Origin of the sequence: Macrococcus equipercicus, from assembly GCF_024205945.1 — a bacterium.
Classification (GTDB): domain Bacteria; phylum Bacillota; class Bacilli; order Staphylococcales; family Staphylococcaceae; genus Macrococcus; species Macrococcus equipercicus.
On the sequence record NZ_CP073809.1, the window covers coordinates 541,859 to 566,882 of the forward strand.

At 45.2% G+C, this 25,024-nt stretch carries 28 protein-coding genes; 19 read left to right on the plus strand and 9 right to left on the minus strand.

All coding sequences use genetic code 11. The features are described 5' to 3' along the window. Window positions 1-11 precede the first annotated feature (11 nt). From nrdF to KFV11_RS02850, 3 genes are all read left to right on the plus strand, one after another. Entirely contained in the window at window positions 12-998 is a 987-nt protein-coding gene (gene nrdF, locus KFV11_RS02840) for a class 1b ribonucleoside-diphosphate reductase subunit beta (RefSeq protein ID WP_149457987.1), read from the plus strand. Between the two features lie 141 nt (window positions 999-1,139). After that, complete coding sequence (locus tag KFV11_RS02845) at window positions 1,140-1,544, plus strand: FixH family protein (protein WP_254250314.1); 405 nt, start codon at window positions 1,140-1,142, stop codon at window positions 1,542-1,544. Between the two features lie 67 nt (window positions 1,545-1,611). After that, entirely contained in the window at window positions 1,612-2,364 is a 753-nt protein-coding gene (locus tag KFV11_RS02850) for an SDR family NAD(P)-dependent oxidoreductase (protein WP_254250315.1), read from the plus strand. A 33-nt stretch (window positions 2,365-2,397) separates the two neighbouring features. Here KFV11_RS02850 and murB read toward each other — a convergent pair whose 3' ends face one another. Both murB and KFV11_RS02860 read right to left on the minus strand, forming a co-directional pair. Further along, the gene (murB, locus tag KFV11_RS02855; protein WP_149457990.1) at window positions 2,398-3,330 is read right to left on the minus strand and encodes a UDP-N-acetylmuramate dehydrogenase; all 933 of its coding nucleotides are present in this window, start codon (window positions 3,328-3,330) and stop codon (window positions 2,398-2,400) included. 29 nt (window positions 3,331-3,359) lie between these two features. Continuing rightward, complete coding sequence (locus tag KFV11_RS02860) at window positions 3,360-3,869, minus strand: GrpB family protein (RefSeq protein ID WP_254250316.1); 510 nt, start codon at window positions 3,867-3,869, stop codon at window positions 3,360-3,362. A gap of 78 nt (window positions 3,870-3,947) precedes the next feature. On the opposite strand from KFV11_RS02860, the gene KFV11_RS02865 reads away from it, so the two are divergent. After that, on the plus strand, window positions 3,948-4,838 hold the full coding sequence (locus tag KFV11_RS02865) for an EMYY motif lipoprotein (protein WP_149457992.1): 891 nt from the start codon (window positions 3,948-3,950) through the stop codon (window positions 4,836-4,838). 14 nt (window positions 4,839-4,852) lie between these two features. Here the strand turns inward: KFV11_RS02865 and KFV11_RS02870 are convergent, their stop codons facing one another. Then, window positions 4,853-5,053: a hypothetical protein gene (locus KFV11_RS02870; RefSeq protein ID WP_149457993.1), complete on the minus strand. Its 201-nt coding sequence runs from the start codon at window positions 5,051-5,053 to the stop codon at window positions 4,853-4,855. Window positions 5,054-5,164: 111 nt separating this feature from the next. On the opposite strand from KFV11_RS02870, the gene ytxJ reads away from it, so the two are divergent. Together ytxJ and KFV11_RS02880 are read left to right on the plus strand one after the other, a co-directional pair. Beyond that, a complete protein-coding gene (gene ytxJ / locus KFV11_RS02875) occupies window positions 5,165-5,485 on the plus strand; it encodes a bacillithiol system redox-active protein YtxJ (RefSeq protein ID WP_254250317.1) in 321 nt (106 codons plus the stop codon). A gap of 61 nt (window positions 5,486-5,546) precedes the next feature. Then, a complete protein-coding gene (locus tag KFV11_RS02880) occupies window positions 5,547-6,617 on the plus strand; it encodes a glycerate kinase (RefSeq protein ID WP_149457995.1) in 1,071 nt (356 codons plus the stop codon). A gap of 48 nt (window positions 6,618-6,665) precedes the next feature. Here the strand turns inward: KFV11_RS02880 and pepT are convergent, their stop codons facing one another. Genes pepT through KFV11_RS02905 form a run of 5 tightly spaced genes read right to left on the minus strand, consistent with a single transcriptional unit; the run spans window position 6,666 to window position 11,103 of the window. Beyond that, window positions 6,666-7,889: a peptidase T gene (pepT, locus tag KFV11_RS02885; protein WP_149457996.1), complete on the minus strand. Its 1,224-nt coding sequence runs from the start codon at window positions 7,887-7,889 to the stop codon at window positions 6,666-6,668. Between the two features lie 30 nt (window positions 7,890-7,919). Continuing rightward, window positions 7,920-8,390, minus strand: coding sequence for a threonine/serine exporter family protein (locus KFV11_RS02890; protein WP_246143094.1), 471 nt, complete (start codon window positions 8,388-8,390; stop codon window positions 7,920-7,922). After that, complete coding sequence (locus tag KFV11_RS02895; RefSeq protein ID WP_254250318.1) at window positions 8,372-9,121, minus strand: threonine/serine exporter family protein; 750 nt, start codon at window positions 9,119-9,121, stop codon at window positions 8,372-8,374. The genes KFV11_RS02890 and KFV11_RS02895 overlap by 19 nt, the downstream gene beginning before the upstream one ends. A 48-nt stretch (window positions 9,122-9,169) precedes the next feature. Continuing rightward, entirely contained in the window at window positions 9,170-10,228 is a 1,059-nt protein-coding gene (gene gdpS / locus KFV11_RS02900; protein ID WP_149457998.1) for a GGDEF domain-containing protein GdpS, read from the minus strand. Window positions 10,229-10,248: 20 nt separating this feature from the next. Beyond that, window positions 10,249-11,103 (minus strand): YitT family protein, encoded by an 855-nt coding sequence (locus KFV11_RS02905; protein ID WP_425463243.1) that lies wholly within the window; start codon window positions 11,101-11,103, stop codon window positions 10,249-10,251. A 256-nt stretch (window positions 11,104-11,359) separates the two neighbouring features. Between KFV11_RS02905 and KFV11_RS02910 the strand changes: the two genes are divergently transcribed. Then, window positions 11,360-12,412: a glycosyltransferase family 4 protein gene (locus KFV11_RS02910; protein ID WP_149458000.1), complete on the plus strand. Its 1,053-nt coding sequence runs from the start codon at window positions 11,360-11,362 to the stop codon at window positions 12,410-12,412. Here KFV11_RS02910 and KFV11_RS02915 read toward each other — a convergent pair. Beyond that, the gene (locus KFV11_RS02915; RefSeq protein ID WP_149458001.1) at window positions 12,407-13,039 is read right to left on the minus strand and encodes a YigZ family protein; all 633 of its coding nucleotides are present in this window, start codon (window positions 13,037-13,039) and stop codon (window positions 12,407-12,409) included. The genes KFV11_RS02910 and KFV11_RS02915 overlap by 6 nt on opposite strands. Before the next feature lie 125 nt (window positions 13,040-13,164). On the opposite strand from KFV11_RS02915, the gene KFV11_RS02920 reads away from it, so the two are divergent. The 12 genes from KFV11_RS02920 (at window position 13,165) to uvrB (ending at window position 25,022) form a co-directional block, all read left to right on the plus strand. Then, on the plus strand, window positions 13,165-14,019 hold the full coding sequence (locus tag KFV11_RS02920; RefSeq protein ID WP_149458002.1) for a DegV family protein: 855 nt from the start codon (window positions 13,165-13,167) through the stop codon (window positions 14,017-14,019). Window positions 14,020-14,100: 81 nt separating this feature from the next. Beyond that, window positions 14,101-15,330, plus strand: coding sequence for a DEAD/DEAH box helicase family protein (locus tag KFV11_RS02925; protein WP_149458003.1), 1,230 nt, complete (start codon window positions 14,101-14,103; stop codon window positions 15,328-15,330). Then, window positions 15,327-15,986 carry a ComF family protein gene (locus KFV11_RS02930; protein ID WP_254250319.1) on the plus strand — a complete coding sequence of 220 codons (660 nt, stop codon included), beginning with the start codon at window positions 15,327-15,329 and terminating at the stop codon, window positions 15,984-15,986. Before KFV11_RS02925 ends, KFV11_RS02930 begins: the two co-directional genes overlap by 4 nt. A gap of 65 nt (window positions 15,987-16,051) precedes the next feature. Beyond that, window positions 16,052-16,615, plus strand: coding sequence for a ribosome hibernation-promoting factor, HPF/YfiA family (gene hpf / locus KFV11_RS02935; RefSeq protein WP_149458005.1), 564 nt, complete (start codon window positions 16,052-16,054; stop codon window positions 16,613-16,615). Between the two features lie 172 nt (window positions 16,616-16,787). Further along, window positions 16,788-19,310: a preprotein translocase subunit SecA gene (gene secA, locus KFV11_RS02940; RefSeq protein ID WP_254250320.1), complete on the plus strand. Its 2,523-nt coding sequence runs from the start codon at window positions 16,788-16,790 to the stop codon at window positions 19,308-19,310. Window positions 19,311-19,318: 8 nt separating this feature from the next. Then, window positions 19,319-20,423, plus strand: a protein-coding gene (gene prfB / locus KFV11_RS02945) for a peptide chain release factor 2 (RefSeq protein ID WP_254250321.1) whose coding sequence is annotated in 2 segments (ribosomal slippage) — window positions 19,319-19,390 and window positions 19,392-20,423 — 1,104 coding nt in all. Because the reading frame shifts where the segments join, the coding sequence is not laid out codon by codon here. A 25-nt stretch (window positions 20,424-20,448) separates the two neighbouring features. Beyond that, entirely contained in the window at window positions 20,449-20,760 is a 312-nt protein-coding gene (gene cccB / locus KFV11_RS02950) for a cytochrome c551 (RefSeq protein ID WP_149458008.1), read from the plus strand. 225 nt (window positions 20,761-20,985) lie between these two features. Continuing rightward, window positions 20,986-21,444: a CHAP domain-containing protein gene (locus KFV11_RS02955; protein WP_149458009.1), complete on the plus strand. Its 459-nt coding sequence runs from the start codon at window positions 20,986-20,988 to the stop codon at window positions 21,442-21,444. A gap of 111 nt (window positions 21,445-21,555) precedes the next feature. Further along, complete coding sequence (locus KFV11_RS02960; protein WP_254250322.1) at window positions 21,556-22,095, plus strand: TlpA family protein disulfide reductase; 540 nt, start codon at window positions 21,556-21,558, stop codon at window positions 22,093-22,095. After that, a complete protein-coding gene (locus KFV11_RS02965) occupies window positions 22,095-22,739 on the plus strand; it encodes a YfbR-like 5'-deoxynucleotidase (RefSeq protein ID WP_149458011.1) in 645 nt (214 codons plus the stop codon). The genes KFV11_RS02960 and KFV11_RS02965 overlap by 1 nt, the downstream gene beginning before the upstream one ends. Continuing rightward, the gene (locus KFV11_RS02970; protein ID WP_149458012.1) at window positions 22,736-22,957 is read left to right on the plus strand and encodes a CsbA family protein; all 222 of its coding nucleotides are present in this window, start codon (window positions 22,736-22,738) and stop codon (window positions 22,955-22,957) included. Before KFV11_RS02965 ends, KFV11_RS02970 begins: the two co-directional genes overlap by 4 nt. 88 nt (window positions 22,958-23,045) lie before the next feature. After that, window positions 23,046-25,022, plus strand: coding sequence for an excinuclease ABC subunit UvrB (gene uvrB / locus KFV11_RS02975; protein ID WP_254250323.1), 1,977 nt, complete (start codon window positions 23,046-23,048; stop codon window positions 25,020-25,022). Window positions 25,023-25,024: the final 2 nt, after the last annotated feature.

Sequence of the window (25,024 nt, forward strand, 5' to 3'; positions counted from 1 at the left end):
AGAGGGTTACTATGAAAGCAGTCAACTGGAACACGCAGGAAGACATGACTAATATGTTCTGGCGTCAGAACATTTCACAAATGTGGGTGGAATCAGAATTCAAAGTGTCAAAAGATATTGCGAGCTGGAAAGAATTAACGCCTGATGAACAGGATACATTCAAGAAAGTGCTGTCTGGACTGACCGGTCTCGACACACATCAGGCAGATGACGGCATGCCGCTCATCATGCTGCACACAAAAGACCTCCGCAAAAAGGCCGTTTACTCGTTCATGGCGATGATGGAGCAGATTCATGCCAAAAGCTATTCACATATTTTTACGACGCTGCTGTCATCACAGGAAACAAATGAACTGCTCGATGTCTGGGTCGTGGAGCAGCCGGAACTGAAACTCAAATCCGATATTATTTTAGCGCGCTATCATAGATTATGGCAGCCGGAAGCATCGATCTATGACCAGTATATGGCACGCGTCGCAAGTGTGTTCCTCGAATCATTCTTGTTCTACTCAGGCTTTTACTATCCGCTTTATCTGGCAGGACAGGGCCGCATGACCACATCAGGTGAAATCATCCGTAAAATTCTGCTTGATGAAAGCATTCACGGGGTCTTTACAGGTCTTGATGCACAGAGTCTGCGTAACGAGCTGTCTGATGATGAGAAAACGAAAGCGGACCGGGAAATGTATCAGTTGCTGATTGCATTGTTTGAAAATGAAGAGCGCTATACGAAGAAGCTGTATGACAATATCGGGCTGACTGATGATGTGATGAACTATGTCGCTTACAATGCCAACAAAGCACTGGCAAATCTCGGCTTTGAGCCGTACTTCGAAGAACGCGGCTTCAATCCGATCATTGAGAACGCGCTGAATACAAGTACAAAAAACCATGACTTCTTCAGCGTCAAAGGAGATGGCTACGTCATCGCCTTGAATGTTGAAGCATTGAAAGATGAAGACTTTATCTTCGATGACGAGAAAGTGGCGCAAGCGTAGTAAAGTCCTATCGTATTCATCGCCCTGACTATCAGTCAGGGCTTTTTTACTGGTTCAATAGAAATTGTCATCATTTGGTCATTGTATATGAGCTCAGTTATTTTCATAATAGAAGAAGATAATGTTCAAAGGAGATGACTTATGAAAAAATTTCTATTAACAGCAGGCGCCTTATTATTTTTAACTGCGTGCAGCAATGAACAAGGTCATGCAGGACACGGTTCGACAGCGACAAATGATAAACTGGAGCCGCTTAAAGTTGCACTGACTGTACCGAAGAGCGCCTCAGCAGGTGATAAAATAAGCTTGAAAGCGAAAGTCACCTACGGCAAAGAGAGCGTCGATAAAGCAGATGAAGTGATGTTTGAGATTATTAAAGATAACAATGCGAAGTCATCTGTCAAAGAAAAAGTAGAACACGGAGAAGACGGTGTTTATACGCTTGACTACACGTTCAACGAACCAGGAAAATATAGGGTTATCAGTCATGTGACTGCTAAAAATCAGCATACAATGCCTGACGCAGATATCGTCGTCAGCAAATAAGAGGAGGCATTCCTCTTTTTTTGTACATTAATACACGATACAATAAAGAAAAAGAGAGGATGGTTGGATGCGTTTAACTGAAAAAGTTGTGCTGATTACTGGAGCGGCAGGGGGACAAGGCAGAAGAGAAGCGCTGTTATGTGCAGAAGAAGGGGCTATTGTGATTGCGACCGATGTTAATGTGCAGGCGCTGGAAACACTGGAGACGGAACTGCGTGACGTGTCAGATAAAGACCATATGACGATGATTCATGATATTTCCAAAGAAATTGACTGGCAGCGTATTGTCACGGAAGTAAAGGAGCACTTCGGCCGCATTGATGTGCTGATCAATAATGCAGGGATCATCGGCAATGTGGAGTCCTATCATCACACGACCATCGATGAATTCCATCGTGTGATGGACACGAATGTATGGGGGACTTATCTTGGTATGAGAACAGTAATTCTTGTCATGAAAGAGCAGCAGGCAGGCAGCATCATCAATGTGTCATCCATTGCAAGTATGATCGGCCTCGGCCTGAGTCCGTACGGTGCCTCTAAAGGGGCAGTCCGATCAATGACTAAATCAGCAGCCGGTGATTTCGCGAAGTATAATGTCCGGGTCAATGTAGTGCTGCCTGGCTTTATTGAGACAAATATGATTAAAGATCAGCTGGAGAACGAACAGCGCCATGACTGGTACGTGGAGAAGACACCGCTTAAAAGAATCGGTCGAATTGACGATGTCGCACCTGCAGTCGTCTTTCTGGCAAGCGATGAGTCACAATTTATGACTGGCGCAGAACTTGTGGTGGATGGCGGGGTTACCGCTATATAATGAAAAAAAAGCCCGCTTGTGGGCTTTTTTTCATTATATATATTCACCGATAATCCGCACTTCAGGCTGCAGTTCAACACCTGCATGAGCAAGAACAGTATCACGGACATGGCTGATCATGTTTTCGTAGTCGGTCGCTGTCCCGTGGTCGACATTGACGATAAAGCCCGCATGTTTCTTTGAGACTTCGACGCCGCCGATGCGATGACCCTGCAGGCCTGCTTCCTGGATGAGCTGGCCGGCGAAATGTCCCGGCGGTCTTCTGAACACACTGCCGCATGATGGGTATTCAAGCGGCTGTTTGTCTTCCCGGCGCTGCGTCAGCTCAGCCATCTTCGCCTGGATCAGATTGACATCCCCGCGTTCCAGGTTGAAGGTCGCTTCCAGAACGACAAGATGGCGTTTCTGGATAGCACTTGTCCGGTAATCGAGAGCCAGTGCCTCCTTATCAAGCGTGAACATTTCTCCGTTCTCATCGATGACTTTAGCGTGGTCGATGCAGTCCTTGATCTCTCCGCCATAAGCACCGGCATTCATGAATATAGCACCGCCGACAGAGCCGGGAATACCGCAGGCAAATTCAAGCCCGGTCAGATGATGGTCACGTGCTGTTGTTGATACATCGATAATAGCGGCTCCGCTGCCGGCGATAATCTGATTGTATTCGACCTGGATATCCTTTAAATTCAGCAGACTGAGCACGATTCCCCGAATACCACCATCTCTGATAATGATATTCGAACCGTTTCCCAGGAAAGTGACAGGAACGTCATAGTCCTGTGCAAGTTTCATGACAGCACTGACATCTTCATAACGAACAGGTGAAACATAGAAGTCTGCATTACCGCCGGTTTTAGTATACGTATATTTTTTTAATGGCTCGTCCACTTTAATCAGTGCAGCCGGAATAACTTGAGTTAATGAGTCATATAAATTATTTAGAGTCACTGGGTTACGCCCTTTCATTCTAATTCCTATCTATTATAGCAAGATTTTTACTGATTGGCGATAAGAGAGGCGAACCATATTGATTTCTTTTCCTCATAATCTTGTTTTGACAAGGTATTTAATCCCGATTTAAAAGTATTGAAAGCATTGAGGAGCTCCGGCTCAGCAGCCAGCGCCTGCTGAGCTGCTAAATACCGTGCAGCTTTGTCGCTGTCTGCTTCTATGACATGAAGTCTGCACTGTTCATTGAGCGTTTTTAAGTCGGTGAACTGTGTAAAGACGCATTTCTTTCTATAAGGATGGTGGAGCCGGTAGAAGCCGCTGTTGTTCAGACGCTTCTCATCCAGTGTTGTCATAGCATGCAGATTAGGAACGATGACCAGCACATCAATGACAGCAGATGTCATGGCATCTTGAAGTGCTGTACTCCCGATATGATGCACGGCGGTCACCGGTGTGTCGAGTAAATTGAAGAGGAGATTTTCAATCTCACGGTAGCGCAGGGCATAACCTGCGGCATCATTGTTTAACGTTAAAGAAGAGCGTTGTTTTAGCATAGTAGAACCTCGGTTTTTTGATAGGTATTTAACTTGATAATGATTTTATGTATAATGTGTTTAGCAAGGAGAAGATAAATGAAAATAATAATTCGCCTATTTGTACTTTTATGTCTAACGATGCTTGCTGCGTGCGGCAATGAACTTAAGTCAGACATTAATGATTATAAAGCCCAGATGACCGATGTTCAATCAGAAGAAAAGAAGCTCGTTAAATCGATTGACCGGTTAAAGCTTGAAAAAGCAGATCAGCTGATTGGTTCGGAAGTCACTGAGGCTAAAAAAGAGAAGCTTAAGGCAATAGAGCTGGCGCTCAACAACAAAGTCATGCCGCAGCTTGCTGTCTACGAGAAGAAGCTGGATGCCGTGGAGGTCAAAACGACAGAAGTGGCTGATGTTCATGAGATATATGTCGATAATTTCAAGAAAAAAAAGCAGTTCATCAACGATATGTACCAATATATCAGTCTTTATAACCAATCAATCGTCTCCAATGAAGAAATTCTCGGCTACACGAAAGTGTTTGAGAAAAACAAGGAAAAGAGCGAGCAGTTCGCTGCACGTGCAGTGAAGAACAAGAAAGAACAGGCAGATTATAACGCCCTGACCGATGTGATCAATGCCAACAACGCTGAGCTTAAGACTAAAGTCGGGTATTTAATAGGGAGTGCCGGCACTAAGGAAAAGCAGAACTTTATTGCTAAGACATTGCTGCCGCTGCTTCATTCGCATGTGGAGAAACTGAACAAGACGAACATCAGCTCAGCAGATGTGATTCAGATGCGCACAGCGCAGACGGAAATAGACTATAGTCTGATCAATTACTACAAAGAACGTAAACATGCGATGGGTATTGAAAAGAGCCTCCAGCACATGCCGATTCAAAGTATTCTTGAAAATACAAAGCAGATTAAATCCATCGATGACAAATACTATGAAGCGCTGAAAAAACTTGAAGAGAAGGCATAATCCCTTCTCTCCGCTCATTGCTTATGATATTTTGACAGATAAATATTCCGCGCGAGCACAGTGAGTGCCCATATTCCGAAGGCGGCTATGACAAGCCACGAAATCAGCGGATTATGTTGGAAGTCGACGACAAATAGACAGACAAAAATCATCAGGCAGAGATTAATAGTATCAAGAACGCCCCAGCGTTTAACAGGTAATGGTGATCGGTTCAATAGTAAATCCTCCTTTCTTGTTATTATAACATGACTAAAGAGAACTAATTAAGGGTATAAAATAAAAGATATATCAAAACAAATAGTCCATCTATTTGATGAGGTGAAACGATGGTATTAAAGATTAGTAATATAGAGCAATTTGAGAAGCTGCTGGACGAACAGGATAAATTCTTTCTGATGAAGCATTCAACGACGTGCCCCATTTCTTTGAATGCTTTTGACCAGTATAATAACTTTCTCTATGAACGGGATATGGACGGTTATTACTTAACCGTGCAGGAAGCGCGTGAGCTTTCCAATTACATTGCAGAGCAGACAGGCATCAGGCACGAATCGCCCCAGGCATTTTACTTCGTCAACAAGAAGGTTGCGTGGAACGCAAGCCACAGCCAGATAACAGTCCATTCTCTCTCAGCAGCAGAGGAATAACAGATAGGAAGACAAGTGACTAATAGCTGAGGCTATTAGTTATTTATTTTGGAGGGGACTTATGAAGATATTAGTAGCACTAGATCGGTTCGGAGATAAACTGAGTTCACACGAAGCGAATGTGTATATTGAAGAAGGCATACAAAAAGCAGCCCCGGGCAGTCAAGTCATTAAAGTGCCGCTCTTTGACGGGACAAAAGATATGATTGACGGCGTGCTGCAATGGAACCGCGGCAAACGGTATCACTGGAATGTGCTCGGCAGTCAGCTGCAGCAGAAGCGTGCGACTGTAGCAGGAATCGATAAACGGTTGTTCATTGACTGTGCGACATTATTTGATGATGTGACAGAGCTGCAGCAGACCTCTTCTGCAGGTCTCGGGCAGGTAATATTAAACGGACTTGATCTCGGCTATGATGCTTTTACAGTTGCGCTTGGTCATACGACCGTTATGGACGGCGGCATCGGCATGCTTGAGCTGCTCGGTGCACGTTTCTATGACCTGAACGGGCAGCAGCTGACGGGTCCATTGTCAGCTGCTGATATTAAAAGGATCCGTGAAATCGATCTGTCGTCTTTGGACGACCGGCTGAGCACGAGCACCTTTACTGTAGTCAGTGACCAGTCGTACTATTTGTTCGGCAGAAACAGTCATGTCGCAAGCTTCACGTTGAATGCTGAAGCACAGCAGGTCATTGATAATAACATCTGGTATTTAAACGAGCAGTTCAAAAAGATCGATATCAACTTGACCGAGCCTGCATTCGGAGGTGACGGCGGTGGACTGAGAGCGGTCTTCAGCGCCGTGCTGTCCGCTGAAGTGATGACATCGAAGGAGATGATCTTTAAAGAGACAGATATTGAAGCACTGCTCGAAGAAGCGGATATGGTCATATTCGGCGGGGGGACAGAGCATGCGACAAAAGGCTCGCTCGTCTCACAGGCGATCATGGAGCATTCGAAGCAGGACAAAATCTTTCTTTATTTGACGGCGGGGCGGCAGCTGCCAAGCGATAAAGCGACTATTTATCATTTCAACATTTATCCTGAGATGACTGAACAGACGCAGGATATACAAATTGGCATTCAGCTGCAGAACACTGTTATGACACTGATTAATATGTACCGCTAAACGAAAAAACATAGCTCTCAGTAAGAGAGCTATGTTTTTTTATGCCAATTATGAGCGGGCCTCGAACTTAGAGGCGATACCGACAATAGTCTGGACCGCTTTTTCAAGATTGTCGATGGACACATATTCATAAGGTCCATGGAAGTTGTCGGCGCCCGTGAAGATGTTCGGCGTCGGCAGTCCCATATATGATAACTGTGAGCCGTCTGTGCCGCCGCGAATCGGTTCAATGATCGGTTCGATTGCCAGTTCCTTCATCACTTCCTGCGGTATTTCAGTCAGTTCAGGATGGGGCATGATTTTTTCTCCCATATTGTAATACTGATCATTAATGGTCAGTTTCACTTTATCTTCACCGTACTGCCCGGCAATATTTTTCGCTGCCTGCTCCATCAGTGCTTTCCGTGCAGCGAACTGCGCTTTATCGTGGTCTCTGATAATATAGTGCAGCACAGCCTCTTCAACAGAACCTTCCATCGCCATCAGATGATAGAAGCCTTCGTAGTTCTCAGTTTTTTCAGGCACTTCATCTACCGGCAGGGCGCTGTTGAACTGTATACCTAATGTCAGCGCGTTGATCATTTTGTCTTTCGCGGAACCTGGATGGACATTGACACCGTAGAAATGTACTTCGGCGCTTGCGGCGTTGAAGCTTTCATACTGGAGCTCCCCGAGGCGTCCGCCGTCAATTGTGTAGGCGAAATCTGCACCGAAACGCTTGACGTCAAAGTGATGCGGACCGCGGCCGATTTCTTCGTCCGGTGTGAACGCAAAGCGGATCATGCCGTGCTTAATTTCCGGATGTGCCTGAAGATAGATGACTGCTTCCATGATTGCTGTAATGCCCGCCTTATTGTCAGCACCAAGCAGCGTTGTGCCGTCAGTTGTCATCATCGTATGACCTTTGTAGTCCGGCAGTTCAGGGAATGTTTTCGTATCGATGACAAGGCCGCTTTTTAATGTGATGTCCTTGCCGTCATAGTTTTCGATCACTTGAGGAGAGACGTTTGTTCCCGTAAAATCAGTAGCCGTATCCACATGTGCCAGAAGCCCGATCACCGGCACTTCTTTATCCGTATTTGCCGGCAATGTCGCCATCAAGTAACCTTTATCATCAATGGCTGCTTCAAGGCCGAGTTCCTTGATTTCCTGTTCGAGCAGACGTAAGAGTTCCCATTGTTTGTCTGTTGATGGTGTTGTCTCACTGACTGCGTCTGACTGTGTATCGATTTTGACATAACGCGATAAACGTTCAATAATTTCATGCTTCAAGTTAAATCCCCCTAATCATTGATACGTATATTATATCGGATTTCGATGCATTTGCACCTTTCTTCTTAATTTTAAATAAGTCTGAAAGATAATTTCCACGATAATGAGTGCAAATGCGATGGCACCGGAGATCATCATCGCTTCAAAGCTTTTCTGAATCGCTGCATCGTAATTATGAATAATCATCAGCTTTGTCGCATCATAGGCCAGTCCTCCGGGAACGAGCGGGATGATCCCTGATACATAAAAAATAATAACCGGCCGCTTATAATACCTTGCCATAAAATGGGCCATCATCCCTAAACAGAAAGCCCCTGAAAACGAGGCTCCGACGCTCGTCATCGCCTGCAGTGTAAAGTAGTAGACGACCCATCCTACAGCACCGACAATACCGCACGGCACAAGCAGTCTTTTCGGCGCGTTGAAAATAATGGAGAAGAACAAGGTCGCAAAAAAACTCGTGATGAACTGAAAAGCAACCATTAAAATATCGTTAAGCATAGAGCCACCCCCGCGCCGATTGCAAATGCTGTCAGTCCCGCTTCCACGCCTTTAACGATACCGGCCTGTAAATGCGATGCCATCAAGTCGCGGATGGCGTTAGTGATCAATACTCCAGGCACAAGCGGCATGACACCTGCAATGATAATTTTGTTGATAGATCCCCCGCCAAGCTGCAGGACAAACAGCTGGGCGATTAATGCGATGATGATCGCTGCCGCGAATTCCGAGAAGAATTTGATGCGTGTATGCAGCTGAATGTATTCCGCGATCAGAAAACTGATGCTGCCTGCTAGAAAAGCAGGCAGCGCATCAACTGCTGTGCCACCGAACATGAACAGGAAGAAGAAGCTGACGATACCGGCGGACAGCACCTTCAGCCAGAGAGGGTACTGCAGATTCGCCTGATCAAGCTCATGGAGCGCGGCTTTTGCCATATCCAGCGTCATCGTATCAGCTGCAATGGCTCTTGATATTTCATTGGTGTTAGCAATTTTCTCAAGGTCAGTTGTCCGTGTATCGATCCGCATGAGCCGTGTCTCTGATTTATCGCTGAGTGAGAAGATGATGGCAGTCGGTACGACGAAGCTGTGCGTATTATTCAGTCCATAATGAGCTGCAATGCGTGTCATTGTATCTTCGACGCGGTATGTCTCTGCACCGTTCTCAAGCAGTATTTTACCGGCGATCATGATGACATCAATCGTTTTATTTATATCATTACTTGTCATTTTAACCTCCTATATAATAAAAAAAATAACAGAAAGGGTGCCTTTCCGTTATTTGATGATGGGATTGAACATGACCGTATCGTGTCCCTGTTCTTTTGCAGCATACAGCATGTCATCTGCATCTTTAAAAATTTTACGGTGAGATTTCATTTCCTCTTTTTGAAGATAACCGACGCCGATAGATACAGTCAATGAAATTGTTTCTTTATTCGGCAGATGGAACGTTGTCTGCCGGACGCCTTGACGAATACTTTCAGCAAGCTTGATTGCACTGTCGAGCGTGACGTCGACAAGAATGACTGAAAACTCCTCGCCCCCATTTCTGAAAGCTTTCGTTCCGACTGGAATATAGTTGGTCAGTACCTGGGCGATCTGCCTTAATACGGCATCACCTGCGATATGGCCGTACTGATCGTTGACTTCCTTGAACTCATCGATATCAATCAACAGCAGACTAATCGCCTGATGTTCATAGCGGCTCGTCGCATTAAGCTGACGGTCGAATTCGCGGACGTTGCCGAGACCGGTCAAGTAATCGACCGCATCTTCATGCTCATAGCGTTTGATCAATTTTGAGATCTGCCAAATATCGACGAACATCAAGCCGCTGCATATCGTCATGATGAAGGACACACAGATCAGCATGGCTGTATAGAGCAGCATATGAGGCAACTCGCGAAATGGCAGGCTGAGCACGATAACGACAAGTGCAATGCCATTGAGTATTTGAATGCTTGCGAAATGAGACATGCTGATAAAAGGACCGATGACGCCGACGAACAAGCCGATGCCGACGAACACAAGTCCGTCAATCCAGCTGCCGTGAAAGAAGGCAAGCTGCAGCACAGCAGCAATGACAGCACTCACGAACGTATAGACGGCATTCGTATAGCGGCCGATAAATAGCAGCGGCATGAATGCCATATTAAATGCCAGCCCTTTGAATTCAATAGGGTAAGTCATTAGTAAGAAACTGATGAATATCATCAGCAAAGTAATATAATTCTTCGAGAAAACAATTTCTTTCTCTTCAAAGAACTGCATCCGGTGAAACAAATAAATACCACTGATAGTGACAGCTACATTAAAAATAACTGCTTCAAACATAAAACCAACTCCTACTATTGTCATTCATTTTGATTACTGTCATATCGTTTTGATTTAGAGAAGCCGCGTCCGATAATATCGGAGGCATTGAGGAAAATGACGAATGACTCAGGTTCAGCCCGACTGATCACCTGCTTGAAATAAATAGCTTCCTTCTGCTCCATAACAGAAAACAGCAGGGCTTTCTCTGCATGTGAATAGCTTCCGAAAGAACTGACTTTAGTCACACCGCGCTCGACCGAATCATAGATCAGCTGCGTAACTGTTCGTTCTTCTTCTGTAATAATAAAGACAAGTTTGTTGTCACCCGTATGAAGCTGAACGAAGTCAATGACTTTGCTGGTGACGTAAATAGAAATAAGGGCGTAGAGCGCAAGCTCAAAATCAAAGACGAAGGCACTTGCCGCCACTACGACTGCATCTACGATCAGCTGACAGAAGCCGCTGGACAACCCTGTATATTTTTTGACGATCTGTGCAAGTGTTGCTGTGCCGCCTGTGGAACCATTCCCTCTGTAGACGAGGCCTAAGCCTAATCCGAGCAGTATTCCGCCGTAGATGGCACCGAGCAGAGGATTATGTATGCCGTTGTCCACAAAATCATCCGTCAGAAAAATAACGAACGGAATCAGAAAGGTTGCCACAATAGTCTTCAGACTGAAATCCCGGCCGAGAACCATCCAGCCGGCAATGAAAATAGGGATATTGATGACGGACTGGACGATAAAGGGCTCCACTTGAAACAGCTCATTTAATATCGTGCTCACTCCTGAAATACCTCCTGCTGCCAGCTGTGACGGCAGCAGGAACAAATTGTAGCTGAGCGCTACAAGAATAGAACCAATAATCGTGTATAAATAGTCCAGACGTTTCACAATTCCCATCTCCTTAACATTTAGTCCCTAAAAAAGAGAGTAAAGCTTGAGCTTTACTCTTTATTTCAATTATTACCGATGTCTGCGGACAGCTGATTGTTCATAGACATGGTGCCGAGTATTGTTATTAACCGTATTATTATGTATCAAATAAAGCGTTTCGTCAATCGGTCCAGATGTATCTGTTCACGAAAATAATACCGCATTTAAATTTAATATGCTATATTAAATAAGAATTTAAACCTTGGGGTGGCCTATGTTTACATTAACGTTAATTCTTATTACGGCTGTTATCTCATTTATCATAACACCACTGATCATCAAGTTCTCGCCGTACATCGGAGCACTTGACAAACCAAATATACGCAAAGTCCATACCGTTCCAGTATCTATGCTTGGCGGTGTTGTCCTGCTCATTTCGTTTTTGACCGGGATGTTTATTGGTCATCCTGTAGAACGAGAGTTTATGCCTATCGTCATTGGTGCGATATTGATTAATTTCCTCGGCCTGATTGATGACTTGTATGATTTAAGACCGATTGTGAAGCTGATCGGACAGATTGCTATTAGTTCCATCGTCGTTTATTATGGCGTGACGCTTGATTTAATTACCCTGCCGTTCGGCATCGTCATTGATTTCGGCGTATTGAGTATCCCGATGACAATTTTCTGGATTGTCGCTGTGACTAATGCTATCAACTTGATTGACGGTCTCGATGGCCTGGCGTCCGGTGTATCGCTCATCGCGCTTTGTACGATCGGCTTTATCTCCATTTTACAGCATGATATTTTCATTATGATGATCTGCAGTGTGCTGATTGGCTCGCTGATTGGTTTTATCCGCTATAATTTCTATCCCGCCAAAATATTTCTCGGTGACAATGGGGCACTGATGCTCGGTTATATTATCGGTGTATTAAGTCTGCTCGGCTTTAAAAATATCACCTTGATCTCGTTGTTTTTCCCGGTTATCATTCTCGCCGTGCCATTTATTGATATGTTTGTGGCGATGATCAGACGATACCGTCAGGGGAAGCCAATTATGCAGGCGGACAAATCTCATCTGCACCATAAACTGCTTGAACTAGGTTACACGCATCCGCAGACCGTTATTCTCATATACTCTATCGCCATTTTGTTTAGCATCGCCTCAATCATTTTATATTTATCTACTAACTGGGGTGCGCTGCTGATAGGATTTATGATTTTACTAACGATTGAAATGATAGTCGAACTGACGGGACTTGTCGATGAACATTACCGGCCGGTGCTTAACATTTATTCGAGAATTTTCAAAAAAACATTATAAATCGAACGGAAGCATCAATGATGCTTCTTTTTTTATGGCTGCCTGGCCGTTTGTCTGATTGCTGACAAATGATTCAAATGCGGGGACATCTTCGGCGGTAATATGGATGGTATAAGTGACTTTATCGGTATAGCTTTTGTCGATGACGTCATAAGGCGTCTGGTCTATGAAGTGGTCGAACTTTCCGGTCTGTTCATAGTTCATCGTGACTAAGTAGCGTTCCGCCTGCTGCATGCTCACTTTTCCTGTCTGTCTGACCGCTTCTGTAATGCCGGACTGGTAAGCGCGGATCAGTCCGCCTGTCCCGAGCTTAACGCCGCCGAAGTAACGCGTGACAATGGCGACGACATTATGAACATCTTCCTTTTTAAGGGTTTCAAGCATCGGCACGCCTGCTGTTCCGGATGGCTCGCCGTCATCGTTCGCTTTTTGGATCTGATGTGCTGTGCCGAGCGTATAGGCTGAACAGTTATGATTAGCACCTTTATGCGTATCTTTAGTAAGGGCGATATAAGCTTTTGCTTCATCTTCTGTTGACACTGGATAAAGAGACGTGATGAAGCGGGATTTATTGATCACCTGTTCATAGGTGACCTCCTGTTTAATCGTGATATAGTTGTCGGACATTCGCATTCATTCCTTTAGCTTTCGTTTATATAAGTATAGTCAATGACTATCGTGGATACAATTGGTCCGCACTTTATTTTTCAAGCCAACATGGTATGATGGAAATGTGGGTAAGGAGGAATGACATGAGCATTGCAATAATAACAGATTCTACAGCATATCTGCCGGCACAGCTGGCAGCAGATTATGATATTCATGTAATACCACTGAATGTATTGTTTGATGGCGTCTCCTATAAAGAAATAGAGGAGCTGTCAAGCGAAGAATTCTACAGGCGGATGAAAGCTGAGAAGGAACTACCGACGACGAGCCAGCCGGCTATCGGCGACTACGTCAAGCTGCTTCAACGATTGAAGGATGACGGAGCTACTGATGTTATTGCCGTTCACCTGTCAAGCGGCATCAGTGGAACGTATCAAGGTGCTGTCACAGCAGGAACGATGGTTGATGGTCTTACGGTCCATGCCTTTGACTCGGAAATTTCATGTGCACCGCAAGGATTCTTTGCGCTGCGCGCCAGCGAAATGAAGGAGACACATTCAGCAGCTGAAATCATCGCGGAACTTACGGCGATGAAAGAAGACACAAATGCCTATTTTCTTGTCGATGATCTGAAGAACTTGCAAAAAGGAGGCCGGCTGACTGGGGCACAGGCTTTTATCGGCAGCATGCTGCAGGTCAAGCCGATACTGAACTTTCAGGGAACAAAAATTGTGCCGTTCGACAAAGTCCGCACAAAGAAAAAAGCAATGAAGGAAATAGAGTCACTGATTGAGCAGTTTATCGGTGATGCCCGCGATGTGACAGCATGTATCATTCACGCAAACGATGAAGCGTCAGCACGTGAATGGCTGGATAGACTGGAAGCAGCTCATCCTGATATCAAGTGGATACTGACAGAATTTGGTCCTGTCATCGGCTCACATTTAGGCGAGAAAGCATTAGGCTTCGGTGTGACCAAACGACGCCTGAATATTTGAAGTTTCAATACAACGTCTTATATTTTAATTTTATATTCTACAGCACACTTACTTTAGTGTGCTGTTTTTTTGGAGGTCATTATGGCACTGCTTGAAACAAGCTGCTCCGGGATGCCGGGTGTCATCAAAGCACAGGGTTATCACTGCAGCTATTGCTTGAATGAAGATCAGCGGTTGTTTTATACGTACTTCAATCATCAGTTCCAGAAGGAGATCACTTATTGCCGTGTCTGTATTATGATGACGTGGTCGACGACAGAAACTTATTATCAGCCGGTGGCAATACCTGATGCTCCTGAACAGCTGGAATGTCACCTTGATTTTGCCCTCACTGCCCAGCAGAATTATGCTTCCCGCTTAATTGTTGAAGCGGTCGAATCAGGAGGCAGGCGGCTGCTGCATGCGGTGACCGGTGCGGGCAAAACAGAGATGATTCTGAAGGGGATTCAGACAGCAAGACGGCTTGGCAGAAATGTGGCCATCGTATCGCCGAGAGTCGATGTCGTCAAAGAAGTGTACTTAAGAATGGCAGCGTACTTTGATGCGGACATTGACGTCTTGTACGAAGGGCAGTCGCTTGCTTACAGCAGTCGGTTCGTCATCTGCACAGTCCCGCAGCTCTATCGTTATATGCATCACTTCGGTCTGTTGATTGTCGATGAGGTGGATGCCTTTCCGCTGCCGATGGACGAACGGTTGATGCGCTGTGTAGCAAGAGCGGCTGCAGCAGACGGCACGATGATCTACTTGACGGCGACACCGCCGAGAGCACTGCGGGCGGCATTCGAGAAGCATGAGGTCATTACACTGCCGGCACGTTATCATGAACGTCCGCTGCCCGTCCCGCGCTTTAAGTATCTGTCGGTAAAATCAATATTGAAAGGGCGGCTCGCTGCCCGGCTGGAACGCCGGCACAGCGGCACACTGCTTGTCTTCTTCAATGATATACAAGTGATGACAGCCGCAGCCGTCACCTACCAATCATTTAAGCCGCTGACCGTCTTTGCGGCTGACCGCAGCAGGCATGACAAAGTAGAGGAGATCAGGGCGGGGAAGCACCGTATTGTTTTTACGACCACTATACTTGAGCGTGGTTTTACGCTCGCAGGTCTTGATGTCTGGGTCGTTGATTCCGGGAGTTTCACCGCGGAATGCCTGATTCAGATGGCCGGCCGTGTTGACCGGAAACGTGAGTATTATGACGGAGAAGTTATCTTTTTTCATGATGGTGTAACGCTGAGTATGCAGCGGGCCGTCAAGGAAATCCAGACGATGAATCAGACGGCTAAAAGGCGGGGATGGATTAAATGAACTGCTTGATCTGCTTGAATCGCCACAGAACGGAGTTATCATTTCACACGTATTTGACAGGTGAACCGCTCATCTGTGAAGCATGCAGCAGCAAGTTTAAGCTGGAGGATGCGAGACGCTGCAGCCACTGCCGCAAAAAGCTGCAGCCGGAAGAAGTTGACTGCACAGACTGTCATTTCATGAGCAGTCGATTTGCGCCGGTGGATCACATCCATTGTCTCTATGATTATGATGACTGGACAAAGGAGCTGATCTTTAAATACAAGTTTAAGAAGGATATCGTTCTTGCTGAAGTGTTTGCGGCGCTGTTAAAACCGCACATTAAGGCGATGAACTGCGATATGGTCATCCCGCTGCCGTCAAGCCCGGAAAAAATCGTTGAGCGGGGATTTGATCATATGGCAGAAGTCGTGCATCGGACCGGCGTCAGTTTTCAGCAGCCGCTGAAGACAAAGCACCGCGTGAAGCAGGCAGGACTGACTAAAGCTGAACGACTGCAGGACAGCAATCCTTTCTATATAGAAGGTGGGACTGCGCCACGTGTGCTGCTGATTGATGACATTTATACGACAGGTTTAACGGTCCACCGGGCTGCTCAAGTGCTGCGACAGGAACAAGTCACAGAAATAGGAGTGTTAATCTTTGCAAGAGTCTGAATATTTGGTAAAATGAAGACAGGAAGAAACAACATAGAATATGGTTTCAAAAGGAGCGATGCAATATGTTCAGATATGAAATACACGGTGATAACATTACAGTGACAGATGCCATTCGCAATTATATTGAAGAGAAATTGAGTAAGCTTGAGCGCTACTTTACTGAGGTGCCGGACGCAAATGCCCATGTAAAGATTAAGACTTACCAAGATTCTAAGGCAAAAGTCGAAGTCACTATTCCTTTGAAAAACCTGACATTACGGGCGGAAGAACGGCATGCTGACTTGTATGCAGCTGTTGATCTTATTGTAGAGAAACTGGAGCGTCAAGTCCGGAAACATAAAACAAAAGTCAACCGTAAGTTTCGTGAGAAAGGCGTGGAGAAAGATGTATTCCCGGCGCTGCCGGAATTGGATGCTGCAGAAGACGACCAGCAGGATGAGATGGAGATCATTCGTTCCAAACAGTTTGATCTTAAACCGATGGACTCTGAAGAAGCAGTGCTGCAGATGAACATGCTGGGCCATGATTTCTTCATCTTTAACGATGCGGAGACTAATGGGACTAACATCGTCTATCGACGTAACGATGGTAAGTACGGTCTGATTGAAACATCTACAGAAGTATAGCAACGCTGCCCCCGTCGCGACGGGGGTGCTTTTTTGTGAGCACTGCTAAGTTTCCGGTGCCGCGCAGAACATATCTTACTGTGAGCTTTTTAAATGTTTTTATATAGCGTCAATAAATGCTATTATTAGATGTTGTAGACGATAGTTTTTCGTAATTAAAGGAGAGAACAGCATGGGATTTATTAAAAAGATGTTTGACGGTTCTAAACGTGAAGTAAAATCTTTATCTAAAATTGCCGACCAGGTTGAATCCTATAAAGATCAAATGGCAGCAAAGTCAGATGATGAACTCAGAAGTATGACAGTTAAATATCAGAATGACCTTAAAGAAATCACTGACTATAAAGATCAGGAGAAATATCTTGATCAAATTCTGCCGGAAGCATTCGCGGTTGTACGTGAAGCGGCTTTACGTGTTCTCGGCTTGTTCCCTCATCCTGTGCAGATCATGGGTGGTACGGTCATCCATCGCGGCGATATCGCTGAAATGAAAACAGGGGAAGGTAAAACGTTGACGGCGACAATGCCGGTTTATTTGAATGCATTATCCGGTCGCGGCGTCCATGTTGTAACGGTCAATGAGTATTTATCAAGCACGCAGGCAGTAGAGATGGGGCAGCTTTATAACTTCCTTGGTCTTTCAGTCGGTGTCAACTTGAACAGTAAGGCGACAGCAGAGAAACGCGACGCTTATGCAGCAGATATTACTTACAGTACGAACAATGAACTCGGTTTCGACTATTTAAGAGATAACATGGTGACTTATGCAGAGGAACGTGTCATGCGTCCACTCAACTTTGCTATCATCGATGAAGTCGATTCCATTTTAATTGATGAAGCGCGTACGCCGTTAATTATTTCGGGACAGGCTGAGAAATCAACGGGTCTTTACGTACAGGCGAATGTCTTTGTGAAGATGCTGAAAGATGAAGTCGATTATAACTATGACGAGAAGACAAAGGGCATCCAGCTGACAGAAGCAGGTATCGATAAAGCGGAGAAGATGTTCAAAGTCGATAATCTCTATGATGTTAAAAATGTGACGCTGATGCACCACATCAATATCGCGCTGAAAGCACACCGTTCTATGCTGAACAATGTCGATTACGTGGTTCAGGACGGCGAGATTGTTATCGTTGACCAGTTCACCGGCCGGACAATGCCCGGACGTCGTTTCTCTGATGGTGTTCATCAGGCGATTGAAGCGAAAGAAGGCGTTGAGATTCAAAATGAATCCAAAACGATGGCCTCTATTACATTCCAGAACTTCTTCCGTATGTATAACAAGTTATCAGGGATGACCGGTACAGCGAAGACTGAGGAAGAAGAATTCGTCAGCATCTATAATATGGTTGTGACGCAGATTCCGACCAATAAACCGGTTGCCCGCCAGGATAAAGCGGATTTAATCTTTGCTTCTGAGAAAGGTAAGCTTGCAGCTGTCGTCGAGGAAGTCATTGCCAGACATAAAGTCGGACAGCCTGTGCTGCTTGGTACAGTGGCAGTTGAGACGAGTGAATATATTTCAGGGCTGCTGAAAAAACGCGGCATCCGTCATAACGTGCTGAATGCGAAAAACCATGAGCGGGAAGCTGAGATTGTAGCGAATGCAGGTCAACGCGGTGCGGTGACGATTGCGACGAACATGGCCGGCCGGGGAACGGATATTAAACTCGGAGAGGGTGTCGTGGAACTTGGAGGACTCGCGGTCATCGGTACAGAACGTCACGAATCACGCCGAATCGATGATCAGCTGCGCGGACGTTCAGGACGTCAAGGAGATCCGGGTTTCAGCCGGTTCTATTTATCACTACAGGATGAGCTGATGGTGCGTTTCGGTTCAGAAAGAATGCAGACGATGATGACACGTCTTGGTATGAATGACGATGCACCGATTGAATCGAAGATGGTCTCACGCGCTGTTGAATCTGCTCAGAAACGAGTGGAAGGTAATAACTATGACAGCCGTAAACGTGTCCTTGAATATGATGATGTGCTGCGTAAACAGCGCGAAATCATCTATAAGGAACGGAATGACATCCTTGAGCAGGAAGACTGTTCAGAGCAGGTTCATTCAATGATTGAGGAGTCAGTACGTCGTGCCGTCAGTGGTCACTTTATCACAGAAGAGGACCACGACTATCAAGCGTTCATCAACTTCGTGGAAGATATGTATCTCCCTGAAGGGCAATTGAAAGAAGAAGAGGTTGCCCGCCGCGATAACGATGAAATCTTCAAAGTCGTGATGCGTCACATTGATGAACAGTACAAGCGTCAGGAAGAAATGCTCGGTGACCAGATGCATGAATTCGAACGGATGATTCTCCTCCGTACGATTGATATGAAGTGGACGGATCATATTGATACGATGGATCAGCTGCGTACAGGTATTCATCTGCGTTCGTACGGTCAGATTAACCCGCTGCGTGAATATCAGAACGAAGGATTAAGCATGTTTGAAGGTATGCTTGAAGATATCGAAGATGATGTTGCGAAGTATATCCTTAAATCTGTCATCGATAAAGATGAACAAGTTGAGCGTGAGCAGGTCGCTAAAGGTGAAGCGATGGTTGCAAGCGACGGCAAAGAGAAAGTTAAGAAACAACCGAAGCAGAATGAACCGGAAATCGGTAGAAATGAACCGTGTCCTTGCGGCAGCGGCAAAAAGTATAAAAATTGTCATGGTAGAGAGTAGGAACAATAATGGAATCATATGAAATAAAAAACAGACTGGCAGAGTTAAAAGAGAAATTACAATCATTTAGGGGGTCTCTTTGACTTAGAGGAAAAAGAGACGAACATCCAGGAATATGACGAGATGATGGCGGACCCGGGTTTCTGGGACGATTCCAGCAAGGCCCAGCAGATCATTAACGAGAGCAATGCGTTAAAAGAAGTGGTCAACGGCTACTATCAGCTGACGGAAGAGAAAGAAAATATTGAAGTTATGGTTGAGATGGTTAAAGAAGAGCCGGATGCTGAAATGGAGCAGGACATCAGTGAAAACTTGCTCGCTTTGAAAGAAGCGGTAGATCAGTTTGAGCTGAAACTGCTGCTTAATGGTGAGCATGATGCCAACAATGCGATTCTTGAACTTCATCCAGGAGCAGGTGGAACTGAGTCCCAGGACTGGGGTGCTATGCTTTTGCGTATGTATCAGCGGTTCAGCGAGAAGCAGGGATTCAAGGTGGAGACAGTGGACTACCTGCCAGGCGATGAAGCAGGGATTAAGAGCGTGACACTGCTCATTAAAGGACATAATGCTTACGGCTATCTTAAAGCAGAGAAAGGGGTACACCGCCTCGTGCGTATTTCCCCGTTCGATTCGTCAGGAAGACGTCATACGTCATTTGCTTCATGTGAAGTGACGCCGGAGTTTGATAATGACAATATTGAAATCGAAATCAATACTGAAGACTTGAATATTGACACGTACCGGGCAAGCGGTGCCGGTGGTCAGCATATCAACACAACAGATTCAGCTGTCCGGATTACCCATAAACCGACAGGTGTTGTTGTGACATGTCAGAACGAACGTTCACAGATTAAAAACCGTGAACAGGCGATGAAGATGCTGAAAGCCAAGCTTTATCAGCGTAAGATTGAAGAGCAGGAAGCAGAGATGCTTGCTATCCGTGGTGAGCAGAAAGAAATCGGCTGGGGCTCACAAATTCGTTCTTATGTCTTTCATCCTTATTCAATGGTTAAAGACCACCGCACGAATGCAGAGACAGGCAACACGGGAGCTGTCATGGACGGAGATATCTCCATGTTCATCGATGCTTACTTGAAAAGCCAGCTCCAGTAACCACGCTAATGAAAAGAGGATTGTCATGAAAAAACAATTGTCAGTTGTACTGATAGGTTCAGCTCTTCTGCTCGCAGCCTGTGGCAGCGAAACTAAAACATCAGACACGTCAACTTCTGATCCTGGTAAGACAGCCTTTCAGCAGAACACATGCGTCGGTTGTCACGGCCGCGATATGGAAGGGGCAAGTGGACCTAACCTTCAAAAAGTGGGAAGCAAGTACTCAAAAGCGGAAATACTGAATATCATTAAAAATGGTAAAGGTCCGATGCCGAAAGGTCAGGCACAAGGCAAAGAAGCAGAGCAGATTGCAGCGTATTTGTCAAAGCAGAAGTAAAATGTAGCAGCCTTATCAAATAATGGAAATCTGCCGGCAACTAATTTGCCGGCAGATTTCTTTTTTTGTTACAAAATTGTAGCATAACGGGCAATTTTGTAACTTTTACGGTTATTTTATGCTGTCCTCGTAACACTTGTATTACAAAACCATAACATTGGTTTGAACAGTTCATTGGTATGTTACTCTTTTTTTAAGAACAAAACTTAAGGAGAAAACATACTAATGAAAAAATTAATGCTGACGATGCTGACGATATTAATGCTGATTACAATTGGTGGAGAACTGAATATCACTCCTTTTAAAGTGACTAAGGAAGCCGACGCCGCTGCATATGCCAACCCTATCCGCTATAAAGCACCTAACTACTATACGACAGGATCATGTGCTTACTATGCGTTTAACCGCCGTGCTCAGATGGGACGCTACGTGTCTAACCAATGGGGCAATGCGAAATACTGGGCATCCAATGCTGTCCGTTATGGATATACTGTCAGAAGATCACCGATTAAAGGTTCTGTGCTTGTTTCACAATCAGGTTATTACGGCCATGTCGCTGTCGTTGAAAGCATCTACAGCAACGGTGATATCATCGTCTCTGAAATGAACTATCCAGTACGCGGCATTAAAACTTTCCGTAAAGTTTATCGCGCCAATGTTTCATATTACCAATACATTTACTAGATTAAACATACCGTCATCACCGCTATAGCGGTGATGACGTTTTTTTGTATAATAATATAGTGTTTCACCGCTTATCCTTGTTATAATGTAACCATATTAAGGAGGGGCATCGTGAAACGTTTTATGATTATTTTATTAAGTGCAGCGCTGCTCGCTGCAGCGGGCTATAGTGTGTGGCGTGTACTGACGTACGACGATCAATCGAATCAAGTGGCAGGCCATCCTCACTATTTAAACGGCAAGAATATTACTGAAATGACAGCTTATGATCAACATGGGAAGCCGCAGCCGCTGACTGAATTACTCACAGGGGATATCAATATTATTAATTTCTGGGCTTCCTGGTGTGAACCATGTAACCGTGAGATGCCGGCACTGGTCAATTACAATCACGACAAACCGGGTCATGTGACGGTCATCGGTATGAATCTCCAGGATAAGGAACTTAATCGCACGGCGTTCATCAAAAAATATCATGCGGCTTATCCGATGCTGACGGCTGATGCTTCCGTGAGAAAGAATTATAAAATCAACAACTTACCGACGACAATTTTTGTAAATAGTAAAGGTGTGGTCCTAAAGACATATTTAGGAGAACTGAATGAAGAAAAAGTGAAAGTGTTAATACAGCAAATTGAGGAGGGCAAATAATGGGTGTTCATCAATATTTCAAAAGCTTGTCCGATCTTGAGAAACTTGTCCGCTGTCCGGGCAAATTCAAATATCATGACCATAATGTAGCTAGTCACTCATTCAAAGTGACTAAAATTGCCCAGTACTTAGGAACGGTAGAAGAATACCATGGTCATGCCATTGACTGGAAGAAATTGTATGAAAAAGCACTCAACCATGACTATCCGGAGATTTTCACAGGAGATATTAAAACACCTGTCAAATATGCCTCTAAAGAACTGAAGCAGCTCTTCAATGAAGTGGAGGAACAGATGATTACTAAGTTCATTGACACAGAATTTCCACCTGAGTACCGCGAGGTTTACCGCGAACGGCTGCAGGAAGGAAAAGATGATACGATGGAGGGGCAGATTTTAGCTGTCGCAGATAAGATTGACCTGCTCTACGAATCGTTCGGGGAAATTCAAAAGCGTAATCCAGAGCCGCTGTTTTTTGAAATTTATGAAAAGAGTCTGGAAACAATCATGCAGTTTGACCATTTAGTGTCGGTGCAGGATTTCCTGAATAATATTCTGCCGGAAATGCTTGAGGAGAAGTTTATTCCAAGATCTGAACTGAGAGAGATCACGTATGCCATTCTTGATAGGGAGGATTCGGAGTGACGTGGTATTTACTCGCCTTATTTCTTCCTGCGTTGATGGTCATCGTCTTCAGCATGATTATCAGAAATAAATATACGGGTCTATTGTTAGCGACTATAGTGATCGGGGTATCAGTTTATAAAGGATTCTTTCATTCAGAGATGATTGTCTTTATCGATACCATTTCACTGATCATCGGTTATTTACTTGTCGATCGCTTTCAATTGCACGAACAGTAGCAGATGCATCATGCATCTGCTTTTTTACGAACAGATGTTTGTACCTGAATGATGAAATTTGATAAAATAATGAAGAAAAGGGAGGGGTATGATGGAAAATCATCCATTCAAGATACAGTCAGAATTTCAGCCTTCAGGAGACCAGCCTGAAGCGATTAATCAGCTTGTAAAAGGCATCAAGGAAGGCAGAAGACATCAGACACTCCTTGGCGCGACAGGGACGGGGAAGACATTTACGATGAGCAATGTTATTCAGCAGGTCGGCAAACCGACGCTGATCATTGCGCATAATAAGACGCTCGCAGGTCAGCTGTACAGTGAGTTCAAGGAGTTTTTCCCGGAGAACCGCGTCGAATACTTTGTCAGCTATTATGATTATTACCAGCCGGAAGCTTATGTTCCGTCCACGGATACATTCATCGAAAAAGATGCTTCTATTAATGACGAGATTGACAAGCTGCGTCACTCCGCGACGAGTGCGCTGTTTGAACGCAACGATGTCATCGTCATTTCCTCGGTCAGCTGTATTTATGGTCTTGGTAACCCGGAAGAGTACAAAGATATGGTAGTGAGTGTCCGTGTCGGTATGGAGATGGAACGTAATGCCCTGCTCAGAAAGCTTGTCGATGTTCAGTATACGAGAAATGATATCGATTTTCACCGCGGTACATTCCGTGTCAGAGGTGACGTCGTTGAAATTTTTCCGGCGTCACGTGATGAGCAGTGTATCCGCATTGAATTTTTTGGGGATGAGATTGAGCGTATCCGCGAGATCAACTATTTGACCGGAGAAGTATTAAAGGAACGGGAACACTTCGCTATTTTCCCGGCGAGTCACTTCGTCACCCGGGAGGAGAAGATGAAGCTTGCGATAGAGCGCATTGAACGGGAACTGGAAGAACAGCTGAAAGTGTTCCGGGCGGAGAATAAGCTGCTGGAAGCGCAGCGGCTGGAACAGCGGACCAATTACGATCTTGAGATGATGCGTGAGATGGGATTTTGTTCAGGGATTGAGAACTACTCGGTCCACCTGACGCTGCGTCCGACAGGTTCGACGCCCTATACACTGCTTGATTACTTCGGTGATGACTGGCTCATTATGATTGATGAATCGCACGTCAGTCTGCCGCAGGTGCGCGGGATGTACAACGGTGACCAGGCGAGAAAGAAAGTGCTGGTGGAACACGGTTTCAGGCTGCCGAGTGCGCTGGACAACAGACCGCTGACATTTGAGGAGTTTGACAGCAAAGCGAAGCAGTTTGTCTATGTTTCTGCCACACCGGGTCCTTATGAAATTGAACATACAGATGAGATGGTCGAGCAGATTATCAGGCCGACCGGACTGCTTGATCCAATCATTGAAGTCAGAAAATCTGAGCATCAGATTGATGACCTTATGGAAGAGATACAGCTGCGTGTCGCTCAAAATGAACGCGTGCTTATTACGACGCTGACGAAGAAGATGAGTGAAGACTTGACGACTTACTTGAAAGAAGCAGGCGTTAAAGTCAATTACCTCCATTCGGAAATCAAGACATTGGAGCGGATAGAAATCATCCGTGACCTGCGCATGGGTGTGTACGATGTGTTAATCGGTATCAACCTGCTGCGGGAAGGACTGGATATTCCTGAAGTATCACTTGTCGCTATTCTGGATGCGGATAAAGAAGGTTTCCTGCGTTCTGAGCGTTCGTTAATCCAGACCATCGGCCGTGCCGCGCGTAACGAACAAGGTAAAGTCATTATGTATGCTGATAAGATGACAAAGTCAATGGAAATTGCCATCTCAGAGACAAAGCGCCGACGGGAAACTCAGGAAGCATACAACAAGGCGCATGGCATTACGCCGATGACCATCAATAAGAAAATTCGTGATGTCATCAGCGCGAGTGTTGAGACTGAAGAGACAGCAGCACCTAAGAAGACGAAGAAATTAACGAAGAAAGAACGCCAGCAGACTATCGAGCGTGTGGAACATGAAATGAAAGAAGCAGCTAAAGCGCTTGACTTCGAACGTGCGACGGAATTACGTGATATTCTGTTTGAACTGAAGGCTGAAGGGTGAGA